This window comes from Rhizobium sp. BK418 (assembly GCF_004341105.1).
GTDB lineage: Bacteria > Pseudomonadota > Alphaproteobacteria > Rhizobiales > Rhizobiaceae > Rhizobium.
Window position 1 is genome coordinate 380,317 of sequence record NZ_SLZK01000005.1, and the last position, 21,157, is coordinate 401,473.

At 59.2% G+C, this 21,157-nt stretch carries 15 protein-coding genes; 6 read left to right on the forward strand and 9 right to left on the reverse strand.

Annotation, left to right across the window (positions count from 1 at the left end):
- Positions 1-28 precede the first annotated feature (28 nt).
- Positions 29-763 (forward strand): lipid A 1-phosphatase LpxE, encoded by a 735-nt coding sequence (lpxE, locus tag EV281_RS21685; protein WP_184327723.1) that lies wholly within the window; start codon positions 29-31, stop codon positions 761-763.
- Positions 764-845: 82 nt separating this feature from the next.
- On the opposite strand, the gene EV281_RS21690 is transcribed toward lpxE, so the two are convergent.
- The 5 genes from EV281_RS21690 to EV281_RS21710 form a co-directional block, all read right to left on the reverse strand.
- Positions 846-2,732: an MFS transporter gene (locus EV281_RS21690; protein WP_132656092.1), complete on the reverse strand. Its 1,887-nt coding sequence runs from the start codon at positions 2,730-2,732 to the stop codon at positions 846-848.
- A gap of 181 nt (positions 2,733-2,913) precedes the next feature.
- Complete coding sequence (locus tag EV281_RS21695; RefSeq protein ID WP_132656094.1) at positions 2,914-4,182, reverse strand: ABC transporter permease; 1,269 nt, start codon at positions 4,180-4,182, stop codon at positions 2,914-2,916.
- Positions 4,179-4,868 carry an ABC transporter ATP-binding protein gene (locus EV281_RS21700; RefSeq protein ID WP_132656096.1) on the reverse strand — a complete coding sequence of 230 codons (690 nt, stop codon included), beginning with the start codon at positions 4,866-4,868 and terminating at the stop codon, positions 4,179-4,181. The genes EV281_RS21695 and EV281_RS21700 overlap by 4 nt, the downstream gene beginning before the upstream one ends.
- Before the next feature lie 6 nt (positions 4,869-4,874).
- Positions 4,875-5,336 carry a hypothetical protein gene (locus tag EV281_RS21705; protein ID WP_132656098.1) on the reverse strand — a complete coding sequence of 154 codons (462 nt, stop codon included), beginning with the start codon at positions 5,334-5,336 and terminating at the stop codon, positions 4,875-4,877.
- 81 nt (positions 5,337-5,417) lie between these two features.
- Entirely contained in the window at positions 5,418-7,166 is a 1,749-nt protein-coding gene (locus EV281_RS21710) for an alkaline phosphatase (protein ID WP_132656100.1), read from the reverse strand.
- Positions 7,167-7,235: 69 nt separating this feature from the next.
- On the opposite strand from EV281_RS21710, the gene EV281_RS21715 reads away from it, so the two are divergent.
- From EV281_RS21715 to EV281_RS21725, 3 genes are all read left to right on the forward strand, one after another.
- A complete protein-coding gene (locus EV281_RS21715) occupies positions 7,236-7,466 on the forward strand; it encodes a hypothetical protein (RefSeq protein WP_132656102.1) in 231 nt (76 codons plus the stop codon).
- Positions 7,467-7,579: 113 nt separating this feature from the next.
- On the forward strand, positions 7,580-8,614 hold the full coding sequence (locus tag EV281_RS21720) for an aspartate-semialdehyde dehydrogenase (protein WP_132656104.1): 1,035 nt from the start codon (positions 7,580-7,582) through the stop codon (positions 8,612-8,614).
- 169 nt (positions 8,615-8,783) lie between these two features.
- Positions 8,784-9,605 carry a lytic transglycosylase domain-containing protein gene (locus tag EV281_RS21725; protein ID WP_132656106.1) on the forward strand — a complete coding sequence of 274 codons (822 nt, stop codon included), beginning with the start codon at positions 8,784-8,786 and terminating at the stop codon, positions 9,603-9,605.
- A gap of 63 nt (positions 9,606-9,668) precedes the next feature.
- On the opposite strand, the gene EV281_RS21730 is transcribed toward EV281_RS21725, so the two are convergent.
- From EV281_RS21730 to pdxY, 3 genes are all read right to left on the reverse strand, one after another.
- Complete coding sequence (locus EV281_RS21730) at positions 9,669-11,279, reverse strand: GGDEF domain-containing protein (RefSeq protein WP_132656309.1); 1,611 nt, start codon at positions 11,277-11,279, stop codon at positions 9,669-9,671.
- Between the two features lie 84 nt (positions 11,280-11,363).
- The gene (locus tag EV281_RS21735) at positions 11,364-12,011 is read right to left on the reverse strand and encodes a carbonic anhydrase (protein WP_132656108.1); all 648 of its coding nucleotides are present in this window, start codon (positions 12,009-12,011) and stop codon (positions 11,364-11,366) included.
- Between the two features lie 60 nt (positions 12,012-12,071).
- A complete protein-coding gene (pdxY, locus tag EV281_RS21740) occupies positions 12,072-12,947 on the reverse strand; it encodes a pyridoxal kinase PdxY (RefSeq protein WP_132656110.1) in 876 nt (291 codons plus the stop codon).
- 277 nt (positions 12,948-13,224) lie between these two features.
- Between pdxY and EV281_RS21745 the strand changes: the two genes are divergently transcribed.
- Both EV281_RS21745 and EV281_RS21750 read left to right on the forward strand, forming a co-directional pair.
- Positions 13,225-18,003, forward strand: a complete 4,779-nt coding sequence (locus EV281_RS21745) for an NAD-glutamate dehydrogenase (RefSeq protein ID WP_132656112.1) — start codon at positions 13,225-13,227, stop codon at positions 18,001-18,003.
- 29 nt (positions 18,004-18,032) lie between these two features.
- Positions 18,033-19,418 (forward strand): MFS transporter, encoded by a 1,386-nt coding sequence (locus EV281_RS21750; protein WP_245508329.1) that lies wholly within the window; start codon positions 18,033-18,035, stop codon positions 19,416-19,418.
- Positions 19,419-19,461: 43 nt separating this feature from the next.
- Here EV281_RS21750 and purH read toward each other — a convergent pair whose 3' ends face one another.
- Positions 19,462-21,078, reverse strand: coding sequence for a bifunctional phosphoribosylaminoimidazolecarboxamide formyltransferase/IMP cyclohydrolase (purH, locus tag EV281_RS21755; RefSeq protein ID WP_132656116.1), 1,617 nt, complete (start codon positions 21,076-21,078; stop codon positions 19,462-19,464).
- Between the last annotated feature and the right edge of the window lie 79 nt (positions 21,079-21,157).

The window sequence follows — 21,157 nt, forward strand, 5'->3', positions numbered from 1 at the left end:
ACCCCCTAGGGTTATCCGGATAGTATAAATGCGGGCACTTTTAGTCTCTTTGGACAGGCGCCGGCGCAGAAGCCGCCGTGCGATGCCATCATTGCGGTGGCGTGCATGCCTTTTCATTACGCTGAACGCCGTCATCCTTTCCATGCTGATATTCGATGCCCCGATTGGTGCCGGCCGTCAACCGGAGCCTATTCAACGTTTCGGTGAAATGTTGACGGATTTTGGAAATTCCGCCTGGCTGATCCTCACCAGCGTCCTGCTCTTCTTCCACGGCAGAGCTGGTTACAAGCTCTTAAAAAGCGCAAGAGCAAAGGCCCAGGCACTCTATGTGAGCTGGATCGGCGCTTATCTTTTCACGACCGTCGTCTTTTCCGGCCTGCTCGCAAATCTCCTGAAACGGATGATCGGCCGCGCCCGCCCCGAACATTTCCAGGATCTCGGCGTGCTTTCCTTCACACCCTTCTCCGGCCATGCAGCACTGGAGAGTTTCCCATCAGGCCATTCGACTACGGTGGGGGCCTTCTTCGCTGCCTTCGCCCTGCTCTTTCCGCGCTACCGGGTTCCCTTCATCGCCTGCGCGATCTGGCTCAGCATGACGCGTGTCATGGTCGGCGCGCACTATCCAAGCGATGTCATTGCCGGCCTTGCTTTCGGTGCCTGGTTCTCGCTGCTGACGGCCATCGTCTACGCCCGTTATGGCCTGCTTTTCAAACTTGCGCCGGATGGCTGGCCGATGTCCAAGCGATACTTCCCAGATGCATAAAAATTGCGCATGAGGAAATAGTGCATGAAAAACCCGGCGCCTTTTGAGCGCCGGGGCTTTGTTTTCAAGATAACCGTGCGCCTTAATCCATCGCGTGAATATCACGGTTCTTCGTTTCCGGCAGGAACAGAACGCCGACAACCAACGTGATTGCTGCGAAGACGATTGGATACCAGAGGCCGTAATAAATGTTGCCAGCAGCCGCGCTCATCGCAAAGGCTGTTGCGGGCAGCAAGCCACCAAACCAGCCGTTGCCGATATGATAGGGCAGCGACATGCCGGTATAGCGAATGCGGGTCGGAAAGAGCTCGACCAGCAGGGCCGCGATCGGGCCGTAGACCATCGTCACGTAGAGCACGAGCACGAACAGGATGGCAGTCGTACCAACCCAGTTGACGCGAGCAGGATCGGCCACCATCGCGAACGACCCACCGCCAGGGATCGTGAAGACGGCCATATCGGTGATTCCTTTCGCCTCATCCGCCGTCAGCAACTTGCCGGCAACGAGCTTGTCGGCTGGCAGTGTTTCCTTCTGGCCGGCGCGTATCGCATCGGCGTTGAGAGCGAGTTCGGGATTGGCGGCGATGAAGGCATCGAGCTTGGCATCGGCAACCCTGGCCGCACCGCGGTTCAGCGGATAGCCAGCATCATGAAGAGCAAGATTGACGCTCTTTTCGAAAGCCGCATTGGTCTTGGCCGCATCGGCACCGGCTGCGATGGCATCGAAGCTGGTGATCGTGTGGTCACCGATCCTGACGGTTGCCGGCTGGCCAACCGGCCCCGGCACCACGTCATAAGGCACCGAGTTCTTGGTCAGAAACGCGGTTGCGATATCGCAGGAACTGGTGAACTTGGAGGTGCCGGTCGGATTGAACTGGAATCTGCAATCCGCCGGATCGGCCGTTACCGTTGCCCGGATCGTCGCCTGCGCCTCAAAGAGAGCTGGATTTGCCGTATAAGTCATCGCCTTGAACAACGGGAAGTAGGTGACCGCTGCAATCAGCAGGCCCGCCATGATGATCGGCTTGCGACCGATCCTGTCCGACAATCCGCCGAAGATGACGAAAAATGGCGTGGCGAGGAAGAGGGCGATCGCCACCATGATGTTGGCCGACTGCAGATCGACCTTCAGCACGTTCTGAAGGAAGAACAGGGCGTAGAACTGACCGCCGTACCAAATGACCGCCTGACCCATGGTAGCGCCGAGAAGCGCAATCAATGCGATCTTGGCATTCCGCCACTGGCCGAAGGCTTCCGTCAACGGCGCCTTCGATCCCTTACCTTCCGCCTTCATGCGCTGGAAGGCGGGCGATTCATTCATCTTCAACCGGATCCAAACGGAGATGCCGAGCAGGACGACGGAGACGAGGAACGGAATACGCCAGCCCCAGGCTGTAAAGGCGGGCGCGCCCATGATCGACTGGACCGTGACGATGACGATCAGCGACAGGAAGAGACCGAGCGTTGCCGTCGTCTGGATCCAGGATGTGAAATAGCCGCGACGGCCATGCGGCGCGTGCTCGGCAACGTAAGTGGCCGCACCACCGTATTCGCCGCCGAGCGCTAGGCCCTGCAGCAGGCGCAGGCCGATCAGGATGATCGGCGCGGCAATGCCGATGGAGGCAGCACCGGGCAGAACGCCGACCAGGAAGGTCGACAGACCCATGATGAGAATGGTCACCAGGAAAGTGTATTTGCGGCCGACGAGATCGCCGAGACGGCCGAAGACCAACGCGCCGAACGGACGCACCAGGAAGCCGGCAGCAAAAGCGAGCAGCGTGAAGATGTTACGCGTCGCTTCCGGATATTGGGTGAAATAGGTCGCGCCGATATAGGTGGCGAGCGAACCGTAAAGATAGAAATCATACCATTCGAAGACCGTGCCGAGCGACGAGGCGAAGATGACCTTCTTCTCCTCGCCTGTCATCGGACCGGCTTTCGTACCGTCGACGCTTGCGACATTTGCCATTGTCTGTCCTCCACAGAAGTGATGAGCAACGGTCGCGGCCTACCCTCCTCAAAGTATGCTGCTAGCCACGACACGCCTGATGAGAGTTTGACAGAAAAGGCAGGTCAGAAAGAGGGATGCTTTGGGATTATGACTTTAGTCTAAGCAACGGCACGCAGGCGCGCGCGCGAGGCCATCACGATCAGGCGCGTAGCGCTTGGGCAGGAGATTGTCTGTAGGCAAGGACTGCCGGCAAAGCAGCCAGGATGGCGGCGAAAGCGAGCAGGACTGTTGCGAGCACCCTGTCTTCGCGGGTGAAGCCGACTGGCAAGGCAACGCCGCTGCTTTGTGAGAAGAAGCCTGAAAGCGCAAGCGCGGCACCATAGCCGAACGCAAAGCCAAGGCCGATGCCGATCGCGACCAGGGTGAAAAACTCCAGCCAGACGATGCCGAAGATTGCACCGCGGGGCGCCCCGAAGGCACGCAGCGCGCCAATCTGGCGGCGACGCTGGCCGATATGGATAACCGTCACGAGGATCAGCGAGGCGGCGACAAGCGCCTGCGCACCGGAGGCGACGGCAACAAGAATCTGCTTCGCATCGCCGAGCGTCGCATAGAGATTGGTCAGCACTTCGCCCGGAAACACCGCGATCGTCGTGCCGTTGCGATAATCCTGCCGTAGCTTATAGGCATCGGCAATGGTCTTTGGCTTGACGAGAATGGCTGGCAGACCCGGCGTTCCCGCTGTCCAGTTTTCGTTCAGACCCGCATGGGGATCGGGCTCGGCATGATGGTGACCCTGCTCATGCCCATCTTCCGCATGTGCCGCTTCACCAGGCTCTTCGTGATCATCATGTTCTTCACCCGCTCCCAGCCCGTGGATGTGCCAGACAGCCTGGATAGGAACGAGGATAGCGCGATCCCACGCAGTACCTGTCGGCTGCAGGCGACCGGTGACCTGATAGGCAAGTTCCGTATGCGTATGGCCGCCCGTTTCGACCGTACCATGCATCGGCTTGATTTCACTGCCGATTGCGAGATTGACGGCAGAGCCGATAACTGCCTCGCCTTCGTTCGAGAAAACCTTTCCCTCCGAAAAGCTGCCGGAGATCCTCTCGGTCAACGCCCGTGTCGTGCCGACGATCGGATGGCCGGAAAACGAATCTCCGAAGCCGACGGGGGCCGCCCACTCGACACGCGGATCGGCGGTAAGCTTCACAAGAATATCGCCAGACATCAGCGGCAGCGCGGATGGCTGCAGGAAGACGGAAGAGAGCACGAGCTGGGTCTCACTACCACCCGCGCCGACCACGAGATCGAACTTGTCGGCCGCACGCGCGCTGCCAAGACGCAGGGCCCGCTCCTCAAGAATGACGGAGACGCCGAGCGCGGTCGCAATGGCCACCAGCAGCACGACAACCAGAGAACCGGCCCAGAGACGGCGAAGATCGGCGAGGATGAAGCGGATCATGCGGCCGGCCCCTTGATGGTCGAATCCTCGACGATGCGGCCAGACCGAAACGTCAGGCGGCGATCGAGACGGCTGGCAAGGCGAAGATCGTGAGACACGACGATCAGCGTGCTGCCTTCAGCAATCGCGAGATCGAGAAGCAGATCGCCAACGGCATCACCACTTTCAGCATCGAGACTGGCCGTCGGCTCGTCGGCAACGATGACGCCGGGTTTGCGCAACAACGCCCGAGCGATTGCGACGCGCTGCATTTCGCCACGCGACATAGTCTCAATCCTCTGTCCGGCGCGGCCAAGGCCGACGATCTTGAGGAGATCATGCGCGCGCTCGATGATCGCCGACGTGGCAGCGTTGGCAAGACGCGCGGGCAGCAGCACGTTTTCGACGGCCGAAAGGCCAGGAAAAAGATGAAACTCCTGCATGACCAATCCGATATTGGCAGCGCGAAACCGGTCACGGCGAGTTTCAGAGAGTGCAGCAATATCCTCGCCATTCCAGCGAATGCGGCCTTCGAGCACCCGCTCCAGCCCGGTGACGACGTTGACGAAGGTGCTCTTGCCGGAACCCGAGGCGCCGGTCACGGCGATACGGCTGCCGGCATCAATCGACAGATGATCGATAGCGAGCGCAGGCGCCGATAGGCCGGAAAAGGTCATGATCAGTTGTTCGATTTCGAGGGCCAGCATCGATGCTCAAACGGTGGAATATTCGGCCTGGCGGATGCGCAGCAGGCTCACAAACCCAGTTTCCGGATCCTTCCAGGAACCATATTCGAGCGTGCCACGCACTTCGATCGTCTGGCTCGGCTGCACGAAGGTCTGTTTCTCGCCAAGATAGACGACGACGATATTGTCAGGCCAATCAGCATCCCAGGAGCAGAAAGGGCACAGCGACATCGGCACTTCGGTCAACACGAAGAATTGCGCTTCTGCTTTCAGCGGCGGTGCCATGAAGCCCTTCATGCTGATGTCCCTGCCGGCAAGCGTTTTTACCTTGTCGGAAAACTCAAGCCCGAGGACGCCGAACTTGCCATAGAGTTCGTCGAAGGTAAGCGAGGCATCGGCCGCGCGGGCAGCGGAAGCCGCAAAAGGCATGAGGCCCAACGCCCCGATAAACCCCCGACGGGTGAAGCGCAGGGAAGAAAGCTTTTCCATATCGGTCTCCAGCAAGCGAATCCCCGGCCACGTAGGCCGGGAACATGATTGGCGAAGAGTGAGGGCCAAAGCCCTGACGGATCAGTTCGTCTGCTTGGCGCCGAGAGCGAAGGTATCGGCCAGCACGCGGTAGACGTCGCTCTGTTCCATGTAGCCCTTAAAGCCTTCAGAGCCGGGGCCGGTCGCCTGCAGGATGACGTCATCGACCGTGTGGGCGCCGGAAGCCTGGCTCTTCGGCAGATTGCCCTGGACGAAGACGGCGCCGGGTATGTCCTTGTAGGCTTCGTTGGCGACGAACTCCTTCTTCTCGTTCTGGACTGCGGGGGCGAACGGGTTGTCCAGTTTCGGGCGGAAGGTTTCGTAATGGTCCGGATAGTTCGAGACGAACATGGCGAGGCGCTTGGAAACGTCGAGATTATCCGGATAGCCATCATTGTTGGCGTCGACATAATTGGTGAAGCCGCGGCCAGCGACCTTCTCACGCATATCGGTGCCTTCGACCGTGTCATCGACCGTGCCGACGATCGTGATGCCGTGTGTGTGGTCGCCGGTAACGACGATCAGCGTGTCGGGGTTCTTGGCGGCGAATTCCTTCGCAAGGCCGACGGCCTTGTCGAACTCGATCGTATCGACGACGGCGCGCTCGTTATCGAGCGGATGTGTCATCTTGTCGATATTGGCGCCTTCGACCATCAGGAAGAAGCCTTCCGGATTCTTCGAAAGCGTGTCGAGCGCGACCTTCGTCATCTCGACGAGGCCAGGCTGGGCAGGAAACTTGCCGACGGTGCCCTTCTTCAGGAATTCGCGGTCGAGTGTCGTATCCATGTTGCCGGTATGGAACAGGCCGAGGATCTTACCGTCATTGGCGCCAGCAGCCGCAGCAAGTTCCGTCTTGTCGATTGCGAGCTTATAGCCGGCGTCCTGGAACATCTTCACGTAGTCCTTGTCGTCCTTGCGCTTCGAGCCAGCAGTTGCCTGCGGCAGGAAATAGGCCGAGCCGCCGCCGAGGATGACATCCGGCTTGACGTCGAACAGCATGCCGGTGATCTCAGCCTTGTCGTCGCGGCGACGAGTGTGGGAGACGACGGCAGCCGGGGTCGCGTCCTGCACTTCCGAGGTCGTTACCACGCCGATCGACTTGGCGGTCTGACGGCGAAGGGCTTCACCGAGGGTTTCGACGCGCGGATCGTCCAGCGTGTCGAGCGTGCGGTCGGCATAAACGCCTAACGAGTTGATGGCACCCTTATGGCCGCTCATATAGGCGGACATGGTGTTGGCGCTATCGGTAGTAATTGAGTCCGTGGCAGACGTGCCGATGAAGGCCATATGGTCGAGGTCGTCCATGTTCAGATAGCCGTTCACCTTGCCCTCTGTCATGCCCTTGGACATGATGCGGGCGGCGGTTCGGTGAGCGACGGAAAGGCCGTCACCGAGGAAGAAGATAACGTTCTTGGCCTTCGGCTGCGTGCTCGTGCCGTAAACATCCCAAGTCACGGCCTTCTTTTCGTCGCCCGCGGCGACTTCAATCTTGTAGGTGCCTGGAGCGGCGATCTTCAGGCCGCGCAGAATGAGCGCGGAACCGAGAGCTTTGTCGTCCTTGCCCTTTTCCAGTTCTACAAACTTGGCCTCGCCCCCGAGGACAGTTTTGTAATCCTGGCCGTTGACCGTGATCTTTACGTCTTCCGGCTTGACCTGCTTGGAGAGCTCGACCTTGAAATCGAATGGCGAGCCGCAAAGAATCGTGGCACGATCAAGCGGATAGATCGAAGCTGCCTGAGCAGCGCCGGCAAGAATGGTGGTGGCCGCGAAAGCAGCGAGAAGCATACGCATGGAAAAACCCCCGTTTTTCGTTGCAGTCGTTACAACGTGGCCGGGATACCGCCCGGCAGTGACAGGGGGATGACAAAACGCCGCAGCATTGCAGTGCCGTGCTCCTATACCGATCGCACGAGCAAAAACCTTGACTCCTGTGGAAAACCTTTTATGAGCAACGACGGAAAAGGAATATCCATGGTTCGCCACGAGCACGCCATCGCTGAGCGCAATAACCTGGCACAAATTGCCAGGCTGGATTTTGCCATTCCGGTTTCTTCCAAAACCAAGGCCAAAACGACGACGAAAACCGTCTGACGTCTCTGGCCTGCCGCTCTCTCCCCGGCCCGGCCGGGGACAGGAAGCCGCGATGATGTCGCAGCTTTCCCCCTCACTGGACAAGAGGAGAGAAGAGAAAGAGAGCTTGAGAAATGGGTTTCAAAGTTGCAATCGCCGGAGCGACCGGAAATGTCGGGCGGGAAATGCTCAACATTCTCTCCGAGCGCGGTTTCCCGGCTGATGAAGTCGTAGCACTCGCCTCCGCCCGCTCCCAGGGCACCGAGGTTTCCTACGGCGACCGGACACTGAAAGTCTCCAATCTGGAGAATTATGATTTCTCCGATACCGATATTTGCCTGATGTCGGCCGGCGGCGAAGTTTCCAAGCGCGTCTCTCCGAAGATCGGCCAGCAGGGCTGCGTCGTCATCGACAATTCCTCGGCCTGGCGCTACGACGCCGACGTGCCGCTGATCGTTCCGGAAGTGAACCCGGACGCGATCTCGCTCTTTACCAAGCGCAACATCATCGCCAACCCGAATTGCTCGACCGCCCAGCTCGTCGTCGCGCTGAAGCCGCTGCATGACTTCGCCAAGATCAAGCGTGTTGTCGTCTCGACCTATCAGTCGGTTTCCGGTGCCGGCAAGGACGGCATGGACGAGCTCTTCAATCAGACGCGTGCTGTCTTCGTTGCGGACCCGATCGAAAATAAGAAGTTCACTAAGCGGATCGCTTTCAACGTCATCCCGCACATCGACGTGTTCATGGAAGACGGCTACACGAAGGAAGAATGGAAGGTTCTGGCTGAAACCAAGAAGATGCTGGATCCGAAGATCAAGGTGACCTGCACTGCCGTGCGCGTTCCCGTCTTCATCGGCCATTCGGAAGCCGTCAACATCGAGTTCGAAAACGAGATCACCGCCGATCAGGCGCGCGACATACTGCGCGAGGCACCGGGCTGCCTTGTCATCGACAAGCGCGAGGACGGCGGCTATATCACGCCTTACGAATCCGCTGGCGAAGACGCGACCTACATTTCGCGCATCCGCGAGGACGCAACCGTCGAGAACGGCCTCAACATCTGGGTGGTCTCCGACAACCTGCGCAAGGGTGCCGCTCTCAACGCCATCCAGATTGCCGAGCTGCTTGTCAACCGCGGTCTCGTCAAGCCGCGCAAGCAGGCAGCCTGATACCATTTGTGAACCATCAAATGCTAAAGCCCTGCTCGACGAGCGGGGCTTTTTCGGGCATATGCGGCCGTATAAGCGCTCGCTAAAAGGTGATCGTGACAAAATCGAGCGTGGCTGGCATTCTCTTGCCCGGCTTAAAAACTAGGCAGATCGAGAACGGGGTTTCATAATGCGCATGATAAAGTTGTTTCTGGTGGCCGCCGCGGCAATGGGCGTCCTCCATGCGGTACCGGCATTTGCGCAGGGCCCGCAATGCGGCAATACCAGTGCTGGTTTTGATGCCTGGGTTGCCGACTTCAAGCAGACGGCAGCAGCGAACGGCGTCAGCCAGTCGGTCCTCAACCGCGCCTTCGCAAATGTCAGCTACAATAGGCCGACGATTTCAGCCGACCGTGGCCAGAAGAGCTTCAAACTGTCCTTCGACGAGTTCATGAAGAAGCGCGGCGGTGCTGCCGTCATCTCTCGTGGCCGTTCGATGAAAGCCGCCAACCAGCCGCTTTTTGCCTCTATCGAGCGCCGTTTTGGCGTTCCGGCCGGCCCGCTGATCGCCATCTGGGGCATGGAAACCGGCTTTGGCAGCTATATGGGTAACCAGCATACGATGTCGGCCGTCTCCACCCTCGCTTATGACTGCCGCCGTTCGGAATATTTCACCGATCAGCTTTATGCAGCCCTGCAGCTCGTTTCAGAGGGCTACCTCAGCCCGCAAGCCCGAGGTGCTGCCCACGGCGAAATTGGCCAGACCCAATTCCTGCCGCGCAACGTCGTAAGCTACGGCGCCGACGGTGACGGTGACGGCCGCATCGATATGGTCGGATCCCGCGCCGACGCCCTAGCGTCGACCGCCAATTTCCTCAAAGGCCATGGTTGGCGTGCCGGCGCCGGTTACCAGCCGGGCGAGCCGAACTTCGTTGCCATCCAGGGCTGGAATGCCGCGACGGTCTATCAGCAGGCAATCGCCTATATCGGCCAGCAGATCGACGGCAATTGAAGAGACAATAAGAAGCTAATGTGAGCGCCGCATGAGAATGCGGCGTTTTCATATGCAGAAATCCTAGGTGCTGTCGGCAGCATTACGTCGCCCCTCGTGCGAGGAGGCCGTGGGAACGACCGGTCCGGCGACGACGCAATTGCGTCCTGAAGCCTTGGCTGCATAAAGCGCCAGGTCGGCGCGCTTCACCAGATCATCGAAATTGCGGTTGCTCGTGGCATTTGCACGACCCGCGCAGCCAAAGCTCGCTGTAACTCGCAAAAGCTCGCCGCTCGGCAGCTCGATATCCGCAGCCTCGATGGCCAATCGGACACGTTCCGCGACGGTGGCCGCATCCTCGGGCATCGAATCCGGAAGAAGTGCCATAAACTCCTCTCCTCCATGGCGAACCAGAAGATCGAAGGAGCGGAAATTTTCCCGTGCGATGCGGGCTACCTGCTTCAGCACTATATCGCCGGCATCATGGCCATGCGCGTCGTTGATCTTCTTGAAGTGATCGAGATCGAATAGCACGACGGAAATCCAGCGTGATCCATACTCAGCTTGCGTCAGGAGCGCTAAAGCGGCAGCTTCGAAACCACGGCGATTGTAAAGGCCTGTCAGAAGATCGGTTTGGGCGGCATTGCGCAGCTCATTGACAAGCAATTCACGCTCTTCGGTGACACGAGCGACGAGACGAACGCCCCGAACTGCAAGCACTGCAATAAGGGCAACAAGCAGCACCAATCCGGATGACAGCGCAAGCACGACTGTCATGTGAATATGCGAGCGCATCGACAGCTTCTGCCCGGTCACATGGATGTCGTCGGTGACGGAATCGATCTTCTGTCTCAGAAAATCCAGCCGCTCATTCTGGATACCAAGCCATTTGTCCCGGATCGTTTTATCCGGCCGCAGCGCACCGGAAACCATGGCCTGGGTGAGGGTATCGGCCCAGACCTCGTCAGGTTGGGCTCGATAGACAAGAATTTCCCGCACGACGGACGAAGAAGATTGGAAGCGCAGGCGATCCATGCCGTTACCGAGCATCATCTCGCCCTGGACGAGCTGCCCATGCGACATGGGTGAGAAATCGGCGCGGTCGAAGTAACGCTGCCCGAGGCTACCGATCAGCCGCTCGCCATAATAGGTCAGCAAGATGCTCATCAGCTCGTTAGATTTGCGCAACAGCACGGGGTCGTGGATCCGTGACGAAAGTGATTCGACAAGGCCAAGTTGCTTCAGCCCAGCCTGACCATAGATGTGAACCGGGTTGCCATCCTTGCCGTAATACCCCTGATCGACCGCCGAACGGGTGGCGATGATGCGGCTATAGGCGAGGCGGAGATCGGAAAGCTGCGACTGCAGGCCGAGATCGAGCGTTCCGATAGGCGGAATGCTGGCGTTGAAATGCGCGCGTTCGCTGTCGAGCGCGCTGCGCCTTTCCTTCATGGACGCCTTGGTCGTCTCGTCGGGATTGTTAACATAGATTCGCGTCGCAACCAGTTCTGCTAGGATCTCATTAGCGGCAATTGATCCTCCACGAGCAAGAACATCCGCAAAGAGGTGGTCATTTTCGAGCGCCTGGTATTGCATGAGCGAAGAGCGGATCAACACCACTCCTTCGGCAACCATGAAGACGAACGGCAGCAGGATAGCGACCAACACTGCCCTGCTTGTGTTCTTGAATTTCACTGATTCGAAATTCATGACCAATCCGCGCGCGTTGCACCTTGTAAGCGAGCTTATTGGAATATCTTAAAAAACCGATAAAGCTGCCTATCCCAAGATTTCGGGACGGATGAAGTCGAGTGTCTCAGAATCCATCACCCAGAGCTCGCCGGTCGAGATATCGAACCATGCGCCATGCAGCTCCAGCTTGCCTTCCTCCTCGAGCGCCTTGATATCAGGAAAAGTCCTGAGATTGCTGATCGAGTTGCGGATGGAGACCCGCTCCAGCGCCGTCTGCCGCTCGGCAGCTGTCATGACGTTGTTGCTGCCGATCTGTTCGGCGGCGGGGCGAACAAGCGACATCCAGCGACCGATGAAATCGCCCGGCGACAAAGGCTCGGCATCGGGATCGAGCGCGGCGCGGATACCGCCGCAGCGACCATGGCCCATGACGACGATGTTCTTGACCTTCAGCGCCTGAACGGCAAATTCGAGAGCCGCCGATGTTGAGTGAAAATGGCCGTCCGGTTCATATGGCGGCACCATGTTCGCAACGTTTCGGATGACGAACAGCTCACCAGGCCCTGCATCGAAGATCAGTTCTGGAGCCGCACGCGAGTCGCAACAAGCAATGACGAGCGTCGTCGGATTCTGCCCGTTTTCCGCAAGCTGCCGATATCGGTCGCGAGCGTCGGCATAGCGCCCGCTCATGAAGTTGCGATAACCGTCCAAAAGGGAGTTGGGAAAGCTCATCATGCCCCTGGATTAACGCGTGCGCGAGCCAAGATCAACTGCTGCGCTGCAATAGAATGAGAGCTATTTTTTTCGTCGTTGGACAGGATGGACGAGATGGCGCATTTGCACCATTGCCATAGGCGTCGAAAGGCTCGAAGCATCGCTTGCCAGCATCAGTTCGTTACTGCCGCGCTTGACGGCACGCGCCAGCACTTCGAACACGCTTGCCGTGGCAAGCTGCAACGCCTGTTCGTCCTCCATTCCCGAGAGCAAGCGGGACAGGAAGAGGGCGGCGAGCAAATCGCCGAGGCCATTCGGTGGGTTCTCGACGACACGATGTTCGGCAAGCAGGGCATGCTTTCCGGAGAGATAGAGGTTACCGGTGCTCCCCGTCATCATCGGCACCGCCGACGTGACCAGCATGCGTGAAGGGCCGAGCGCGAGTGCAGCTTCCATGACCGCTCCGTTATCATCGAGTGCAGCGCCCGAAAGCCAGGCGAGCTCGTAACGGTTCGGCGTTGCGAGTGAAGCAAGCGGTATCAAATGATCACGGATCGCCTCGGCCGTTGCTTCCGGCACGTAGAGACCACCGAGATCGCCCATGACCGGATCGCAGACATAAAGCAACTCCGGATTCTTCTCACGCAAGGACGCAACGAGTTTCGCAACGGAGCGAGCCTGGGCCGCATTGCCGAAGTAGCCTGACAGGACGGCTTTGACCTCGCCGATCCACGGCGCACGGATGAGATCGTCGATCGCCGCCTCGAAATCGGCCTCTGCAAAAGTGAGTCGTGTCGATCGGCCGTGACCGGGGTGCCAGGGCAGCACGATCGTGGGCAGCGCCCAGACCTGATGGCCAAGCGTTTCCAGCGCGAAGACCGCGGCCCGATTTCCGACCGATCCGCGCACGACATGGCTGGAGATGACGATGACTGCGCCTGCTGCGTTTTCCGACATGACATCCGAATCCGAATTCTGACCGCCGTTGATGATCTTTTTGACGAGGCGCTGTCAACCATTCTTCACGCGAGCGTGGAAATGTGCCTCGGGGCGAAAAAGCCGGATAAGGACGCTTTGCCCTCCATCGACACAAAACGACCCAAAAACTTTCGAAATCTCTCGCCAGCATAGTCAAAAAAGCACGAAAACTACTTTTCGAAGCCCCTTTTTAAAGATTCTTTCGAAGAGCCTTCTGCTAACTTGCCCATATCAAAACAAATCGGGGGGATGATCCATGGCTGCCAGAAACAATCCAAAACGGGAAAAGCAGATCGAAAGCGCGCGCAAGATCGCGGCTACAACCGGCGAACCCCATCTCGACCCCGAAATCCTCTTCGGCCGGGCCAGCGGCGACGACCTCGAACTCTACACACCGGAAATGCTTGCGCTTTCCGCCGTGCATTCGGCAGCCGAAATTACCGCCTGGAACCGCAAGACACCTCGTGTCAGCATCGACACGGTCGCCGATGTCGCCCCCGATGGCATCGCAGTCTCCATCCTTTCGGTGACGGATCACAACAAGCCCTTCCTGTACGAATCCGTCATGGGCGAGGTGACCAGCACATATCGCGACATCTGCATGGCAGTTCATCCGATCCTGATCCTGGAGGACGGCAAGGGCCCTGAACTCTATTCCGCCGATGTACCGAGCGACCCGGCTAAGCGGGTCAGCCACATCCAGCTTCATATATCACCGCTCAGCCCCTCACAGGCCACCGATCTGATCAAGCGGATCAAGGCAGTGCTCGAGCAGGTAGAGCTTGCCGTCTCCGATTGGAAGCCGATGCTTGCCCGGGTCGATGAAGTAATTTCAGAGCTTTCGAACTATAACGCCAGCCGCAAGAAGGTCGATCGCGACGAAGCAATCGCCTTCCTGACCTGGCTGCGTGACGAGAACTTCACCTTCCTCGGTATGCGCGACTACATCTATTCCGGCAAAGGCCCGGATGCGAAGGTCGAACGCGACAAGGGAACGGGCCTCGGCATTCTCTCCAATCCTGAAGTTCTCGTTCTGCGCACCGGCAAGGACGCCGTCACGACGACGCCCGAAATCCTCGCCTTCCTCGATGGTCCGGACTTCCTGATCGTCACCAAGGCCAATGTGAAATCCATCGTCCACCGCCGTGCCTATATGGACTATGTCGGCGTCAAGCGCTTCGACACCCAGGGCAACGTGACAGGGGAGTTGCGCATTGTCGGCCTTTTCACGTCAACTGCCTACACCTCTTCGGCCTCTGAAATTCCGCTGCTGCGATCCAAGATCGAGAAGGTGAAGGAGCATTTCGGCTTCGACCCGATGAGCCACTCGGGCCGCATGCTCGATAACACGCTAGAGTCCTATCCGCGTGACGATCTTTTCCAAATCGATACCCCGCTGCTTGCGACCTTCGCCGAGCAGATCAACGACCTCGCCGATCGCCCGCGCGTGCGAGTGCTACCGCGCATCGACCATTTCGACCGCTTCGTCTCCGTCATCGTCTTCGTGCCGCGCGAGGAATATGACTCGATCGTGCGAGAGCGGATCGGCACTTATCTGAAAACCGTCTACGACGGCCGCGTTTCGGCCTACTACCCCGCCTTCCCAGAAGGTGGGGTGGCTCGCGTTCACTTCATCATCGGCCGCTCGGGCGGTAAGACGCCGCGTATCCATCAGGCCAAGCTTGAGGAGACGATCCGCCAGATCACCGCACGCTGGGACAGCCGCTTCGAGATGCTCGCCGGCCCCAAGGCGCCGAAGCTCGGCGTCAGCAATGCCTTCCAGGAAGCCTTCACGCCGAATGAAGCGGTCGGCGACCTCCCCGACATCGCCGCATGCGCCGCCGGCGAACCGATCCGCATCGAATTCTACTATCGCCAGGACGATGAACGCGGCCGCATCCTGTCTCTGAAGATCTTCCATTCCGGCGAGCAGCTGCCGCTGTCGCGCCGCGTGCCCCTGCTTGAAAACCTCGGTTTCAACGTCCTGAGCGAACGGACCTTCGATATCGAAGTTCCGGCCGCCGACGGCACCATCAACATCGTGGTGCTGCACGACATGGAACTCGAAGCGCGCAGCGGCGCGGACATTGACCTCGCACGTTTTGGCGCACCGCTTGAAGAAGCCTTCGTTGCAGCTTTCAACGACACGATCGACAATGACAGCTTCAACCGGCTGATCCTGTCGGCCGGCCTCTCGGCCCGCGAGGTGAATGTGCTGCGCGCCTATGCGCGCTATCTGCGCCAGGCCGGCATCGCCTATTCACAGGATTATATCGCAACCACCCTCGACAAATATCCTTCCATCGCCGTCTCGATCTTCCGCCTCTTCCACGACACACTCGATACGAAGCTGTCGGAAAAGGCTCGTATCAAGAAGCTTGCCGAACTGCATCAGGCAATCGAAGCCAAACTTGCCGACGTGCCGAGCCTGGATGACGACCGTATCCTGCGACGCTACGTCAACATCGTCGATGCGACTCTGCGCACCAATTATTTCCAGCGTAACGCCGATGGGACACCGAGGGCAATTCTCGCCTTCAAGCTCGACCCGCATTTGGTCGACGGTCTACCGGAGCCGAAACCCTTCCGCGAAATCTTCGTCTATGGCGTGGAAGTGGAAGGCGTGCATCTGCGCTTCGGCCGCGTTGCCCGCGGCGGCCTGCGCTGGTCGGACCGCGCCGAAGACTACCGCACCGAAGTTCTGGGCCTCGTGAAGGCGCAGCAGGTCAAGAACGCCGTGATCGTGCCTGTCGGTGCCAAGGGCGGATTCTATCCCAGGAAACTGCCGGTCGGCGGCAGTCGCGAAGAGATCTTCAATGCGGGCAGGGAAGCTTATAAGACCTACATCCGTACGCTGCTCTCCATTACCGACAACATTTCCGGCGCCGACATCATCCCGCCCGATAATACGGTGCGGCTCGATGGCGATGACCCTTACTTCGTCGTCGCGGCCGATAAGGGCACGGCAACCTTCTCGGATACCGCCAATGCCCTCGCTCAGGAAGCCGGCTTCTGGCTGGACGACGCCTTTGCATCGGGCGGCTCGGCTGGCTATGACCATAAGAAGATGGGCATTACCGCCCGCGGCGCTTGGGAAACTGTGAAACGTCACTTCCGTGAGATGGATATCGACATTCAGACGACGCCCTTTACGGTAGCAGGCGTTGGCGACATGTCGGGTGATGTTTTCGGCAACGGTATGCTGCTCTCGCCGAAGATCAGGCTGCTGGCCGCCTTCGATCATCGTGACATCTTCATTGATCCCGATCCGGACATGGAAAAGACGCTTGCCGAGCGCCAGCGCCTCTTCAATCTGCCACGTTCGAGCTGGCAGGATTTCGACAAGTCTGTGCTGTCTAAAGGCGCGATGATCATTTCACGCTCTGCGAAGTCGGTCACGCTGACGCCGGAGGCCGTGGCTGCCATTGGTATCGACAAGGCGGTTGCCACACCTTTCGAGATCATGACGGCGATCCTCAAGAGCCCCGTCGACCTTCTCTGGTTCGGCGGTATCGGCACCTATGTAAAGGCGGCATCAGAGACCGATACCGACGTCGGCGATCGTGCCAACGATCCAATCCGCGTAACGGCCGACGAAGTACGCGCCAAGGTGATCGGCGAAGGCGCCAACCTCGGCGTTACCCAGAAGGGGCGCATTGCCTATGGCCTCAAGGGCGGACGCAGCAATTCCGATGCCATCGACAATTCTGCCGGCGTCAACACCTCGGACGTTGAGGTCAATATCAAGATCGCGCTGGCAAACGCCATGCATGAACAGCGCCTCAGCCGCGCCAAGCGCGACCAGCTTCTCGGCAGCATGACCGATGAAGTAGCGGGCCTCGTGCTCCGCAACAACTACCTGCAATCTCTGGCAATCTCGCTGACAGTCCGCAAGGGAACAGCAAACGGCCTTGAGCTCGGTCGCTTCATGAGCGTGCTGGAAGCAGCCGGACAGTTGAACCGCAAGGTGGAAACGTTGCCCGACGAGGCTTCCCTGTCCGAGCGCTATACCGCCGGCAAGCCGCTGACGCGGCCGGAGATCGGCGTGCTGCTTTCCTACGCCAAGATCGTACTCTTCGACGCAGTAATCGCCAGCGAGTTGCCCGACGATCCGTATTTCGTCAGCACACTGTTCAATTACTTCCCTGCCAAAATGCAGAAATCCCACGCATCCGACATCGGCAGCCATCGGCTGAAACGAGAAATCATCGCGACCGTGCTTGCAAACGAGGCAATCAACCGCGGCGGACCGGGTTTCGTCGTCAGCATGATGGATGCGACCGCAGCCTCCGCTCCTGAGGTCGTGCGCGCCGCCATCGTCGCTCGCGATGGCTTCGATCTCAACCGGCTATGGGCTGAAACGGATGCCTTGGACAACAAGATTTCAGGTGAGGTCCAGAACAGGGTCTATGAAGAGATCGGCAACAGCTTCGTGGTACTGACGCGGCTGCTGCTGAAGACCGGCATGACCAGGGGCGATCTGGCCGGAATCATTAGCCGGCTGCAGGCGGCGTTGAAAAAACTCAAGCCTGTCTTTGCCGATCAGGCTGGAGCCGATGCCGCTGCACGCCGGCAGGATTATCGGCAAGCAGGCCTGCCAGAAAAGCTTGCCGCTGAAATCACTGCTCTTTCGACATTCGCCCTCGTGCCGGAAATCATGCAGATCGCCGACAGGACCGGTGAAGCGCTGACGCGTGCCGCCGAAAACTACTTTGCCTTCACGCAGACCTTCCGCGTCGGCCGGCTGCTTGCTGCCGGCAACCGCATTATCACCTCGGATCACTACGAGAACCTCGCGCTCGCCCGCAGCATCGATCAGATTGCCAGTGCCCGTCGCGATATCGTGATCTCCGCACTCGCGGACCACGGCAAGGAGAAACAGCCGGTTCAGGCTTGGCATGCGCAGGACAGGATTCGGATCAACCGCATCGTCGAGGAGCTCACAAGCCTCAGTGACGGCGCCGATCCAAACCTCGCACGCATTACTGTCGCCGCCGGCATACTGACTGATCTTGCGCGCGACCGGGCGAGATGAGACAGTCCGCTCCAAAAAGGAGCGGACGCTTGAATCGCATTGACTGGACAGGTACGCAGCCGCCGAAGGCCACGGAGAAGGGCATATGGGGCTGGATGCTCTTCGATTGGGCAGCCCAGCCCTTCTTCACTGTGGTAACGACGTTTATTTTCGGTCCCTACTTCGTCTCGCGGCTGACGGATGATCCCATCGCTGCCCAGACGACGTGGAGCAATATGGCGACGATCTCCTCTGTGATCATCGCCATCCTATCTCCCATACTGGGCTCCATTGCCGACCAATCCGGCGCGCGCAAACCCTGGATCGCTTTTTTCGCCGTCATCAAGATTGTCAGCCTCTTCTGCCTATGGTTCGCGGCTCCCGGCTCGCCGGTCATCTACCCGGTCATCTTCATGATCCTCGCCTCGATTTCGGCGGAGTTTTCGATCGTTTTTAATGATTCCATGATGCCGCGCCTCGTCAGCAAAGACGAGGTCGGCAAACTTTCCAACACCGCTTGGGGTCTCGGTTATCTCGGCGGTATGATCGTGCTGATCGCGGTCGTCGCACTGCTGGCCGGCAGCCCGGAAAACGGCAAGACCATTTTGGGGCTCGATCCACTCTTCGGCCTCGATCCCCATACGGGCGAGGACGCGCGCATAACCGGTCCGATCTCGGCTGTGTGGTATCTGATCTTTATCCTGCCGATGTTCTTCTTCACACCGGATGCCCGCAAAGGCCTGCCTTTCAGCTTTGCCGTACGCTTCGGTCTCCAGGAATTGCGCAACACGCTTGGCGAACTGCAGACGCGTCACAGCATCCTGAGGTTTCTCATCGCCCGAATGATCTATCAGGATGGTGTCAACGGCCTGCTGATCCTTGGCGGCGCTTTTGCGGCAGGCATGTTCGGCTGGGCTACGATCGAGATTGGCATTTACGGCATCATCCTCAACATCGTGGCGATATTCGGCTGCCTGATTGCCGGCCGCATCGACAAAGGCATCGGCTCGAAGATGACCGTCGTCATCAGCCTCAGCATGCTGCTGCTGGCCACGATCGGTGTCATTTCCACCGGGCCTGGCTACACCTTCTTCGGCCTGATGCCACTTTCGAATGCCGACAGCGGCGGCCTTTTCGGCACGGCAGCGGAAAAGGCCTATATCCTCTACGGCTTATTGATCGGCCTAGCCTTTGGCCCGGTCCAGGCCTCATCACGCTCCTATCTGGCGCGCAGCGTCAGCCTTGAGGAAGCCGGGCGCTATTTTGGCATCTACGCGCTCTCCGGCCGGGCCACAAGCTTCATGGCGACGCTGCTGTTTTCGATTATGACTTATTTGACGGGATCGGCGCATCTCGGCATGTCGACCCTGATCCTGTTTCTGGCCGGAGGCCTGGTGTTGTTGATCCGGACACCCTATCCGGCGGACCGGACGTAACGTCCCCGGCCCCAAGACCCCGGGGACAAACCGGTCGTTCCGCTCAGTGGCGGAAGTGGCGCATACCGGTAAAGACCATCGCGACATTGTGTTCGTTTGCTGCCTCGATCACCTCTTGGTCACGCATCGAGCCGCCGGGCTGAATGACGGCGGTGGCGCCGGCAGCGATCATCGACAGCAGACCGTCGGCAAAGGGCAGGAAAGCCTCCGAGGCGACCGCCGAACCATGCGTCATCGGAACGGCAAGGCCGAGCGCCTTGGCGGCTTCTTCGGCCTTCAGCGCCGCAATACGGGCGGAATCGACGCGGCTCATCTGACCGGCACCGATGCCCGCTGTCTGTCCATTCTTGGCGTAGACGACGGCATTCGACTTCACATGCTTGCCGACCTTGAAGGCGAACTTCATGTCTTCCAGCTCCTGTGCCGTCGGTGCACGGTTGGTAACGATCTCGAGCTCGAGGTCTTCAACCATCCCATTGTCTCGGCTCTGGACGAGCAGGCCGCCGGAAACCGTCTTGGCAGTGATGCCCGCCGCACGCGCATCCGGAAGGCCACCTGCAGATAGCAGGCGCAGATTCGGCTTCCGCGCAACGATCGCCTTTGCCTCGTCGGTGACGTCAGGAGCGATGATCACCTCGGTGAAGAGCTTAATGATCTCTTCGGCTGTTTCGGCATCGAGAGTCTGGTTCAGGGCAATAATGCCACCGAAAGCAGAGACTGAGTCGCAAGCAAGCGCCCGCTTATAGGCTTCGAGAAGCGTCGGTCCGGTCGCAACGCCGCAGGGATTGGCATGTTTGATGATGGCGCAGGCCGGCGACTTCTCCGGCAGGAACTCGGCAACCAGCTCATAAGCCGCATCGGTGTCGTTGATATTGTTATAGGAGAGCTGCTTGCCCTGCAGCAGAACCGCCGTCGAAACGCCCGGGCGCCTTTCGCCGGTCACGTAGAAAGCAGCCTTCTGGTGCGGGTTCTCGCCGTAGCGCATCTCTTCCTTCAGCACGCCGCCTATGGTGCGGTGGCGCGGCGTATCGATGGACAGCGCTTCAGCAAACCAGTTGGAGATCGCGGCGTCGTAAGCGGCCGTACGCGCATAGGCCTTGGCCGCCATACGCTGACGGAATGAATAGGCCGTCTTACCGGCATCGGCCGAAAGCTGCTCCGTCAGCTCGGCATAATCGGCCGGATCGGTGATAACGGTGACATAAGCGTGGTTTTTGGCAGAAGCACGAATCATCGCCGGACCGCCAATATCAATATTCTCGACCGTCGTCGGGTAATCGCCACCGGCAGCGCGCACATCCTCGAAGGGATAGAGGTTGACGACAAGCAGGTCGATACCGTCAATGCCATGCGCCTTCATGGCTTCCTGGTGTTCGGCATCGTCGCGGATCGCCAAGAGGCCGCCATGCACCTTGGGATGCAGCGTCTTTACACGGCCATCCATGATTTCCGGAAACTGTGTCACTTCGGAAACGTCGGTCACCGCAAGACCTTCGGCCGCGATTGCCTTGTACGTACCGCCGGTCGACAGCAGACGCACGCCACGCGCCGAAAGCGCGCGGGCAAGTTCGATGATGCCGCTCTTGTCGAAAACAGAGAGTAGCGCGGTCTTGATCTCGACCTTGTCTGGGGCGGGGATTTTCTTGGAAATGACGGCCATGAACCTTCTCCGTTCGGGCTTCGGGAGACATCCGGGCGAGGGACGTTTGACGGGGCCGCGTTAGCACAGCTTGGAGCCG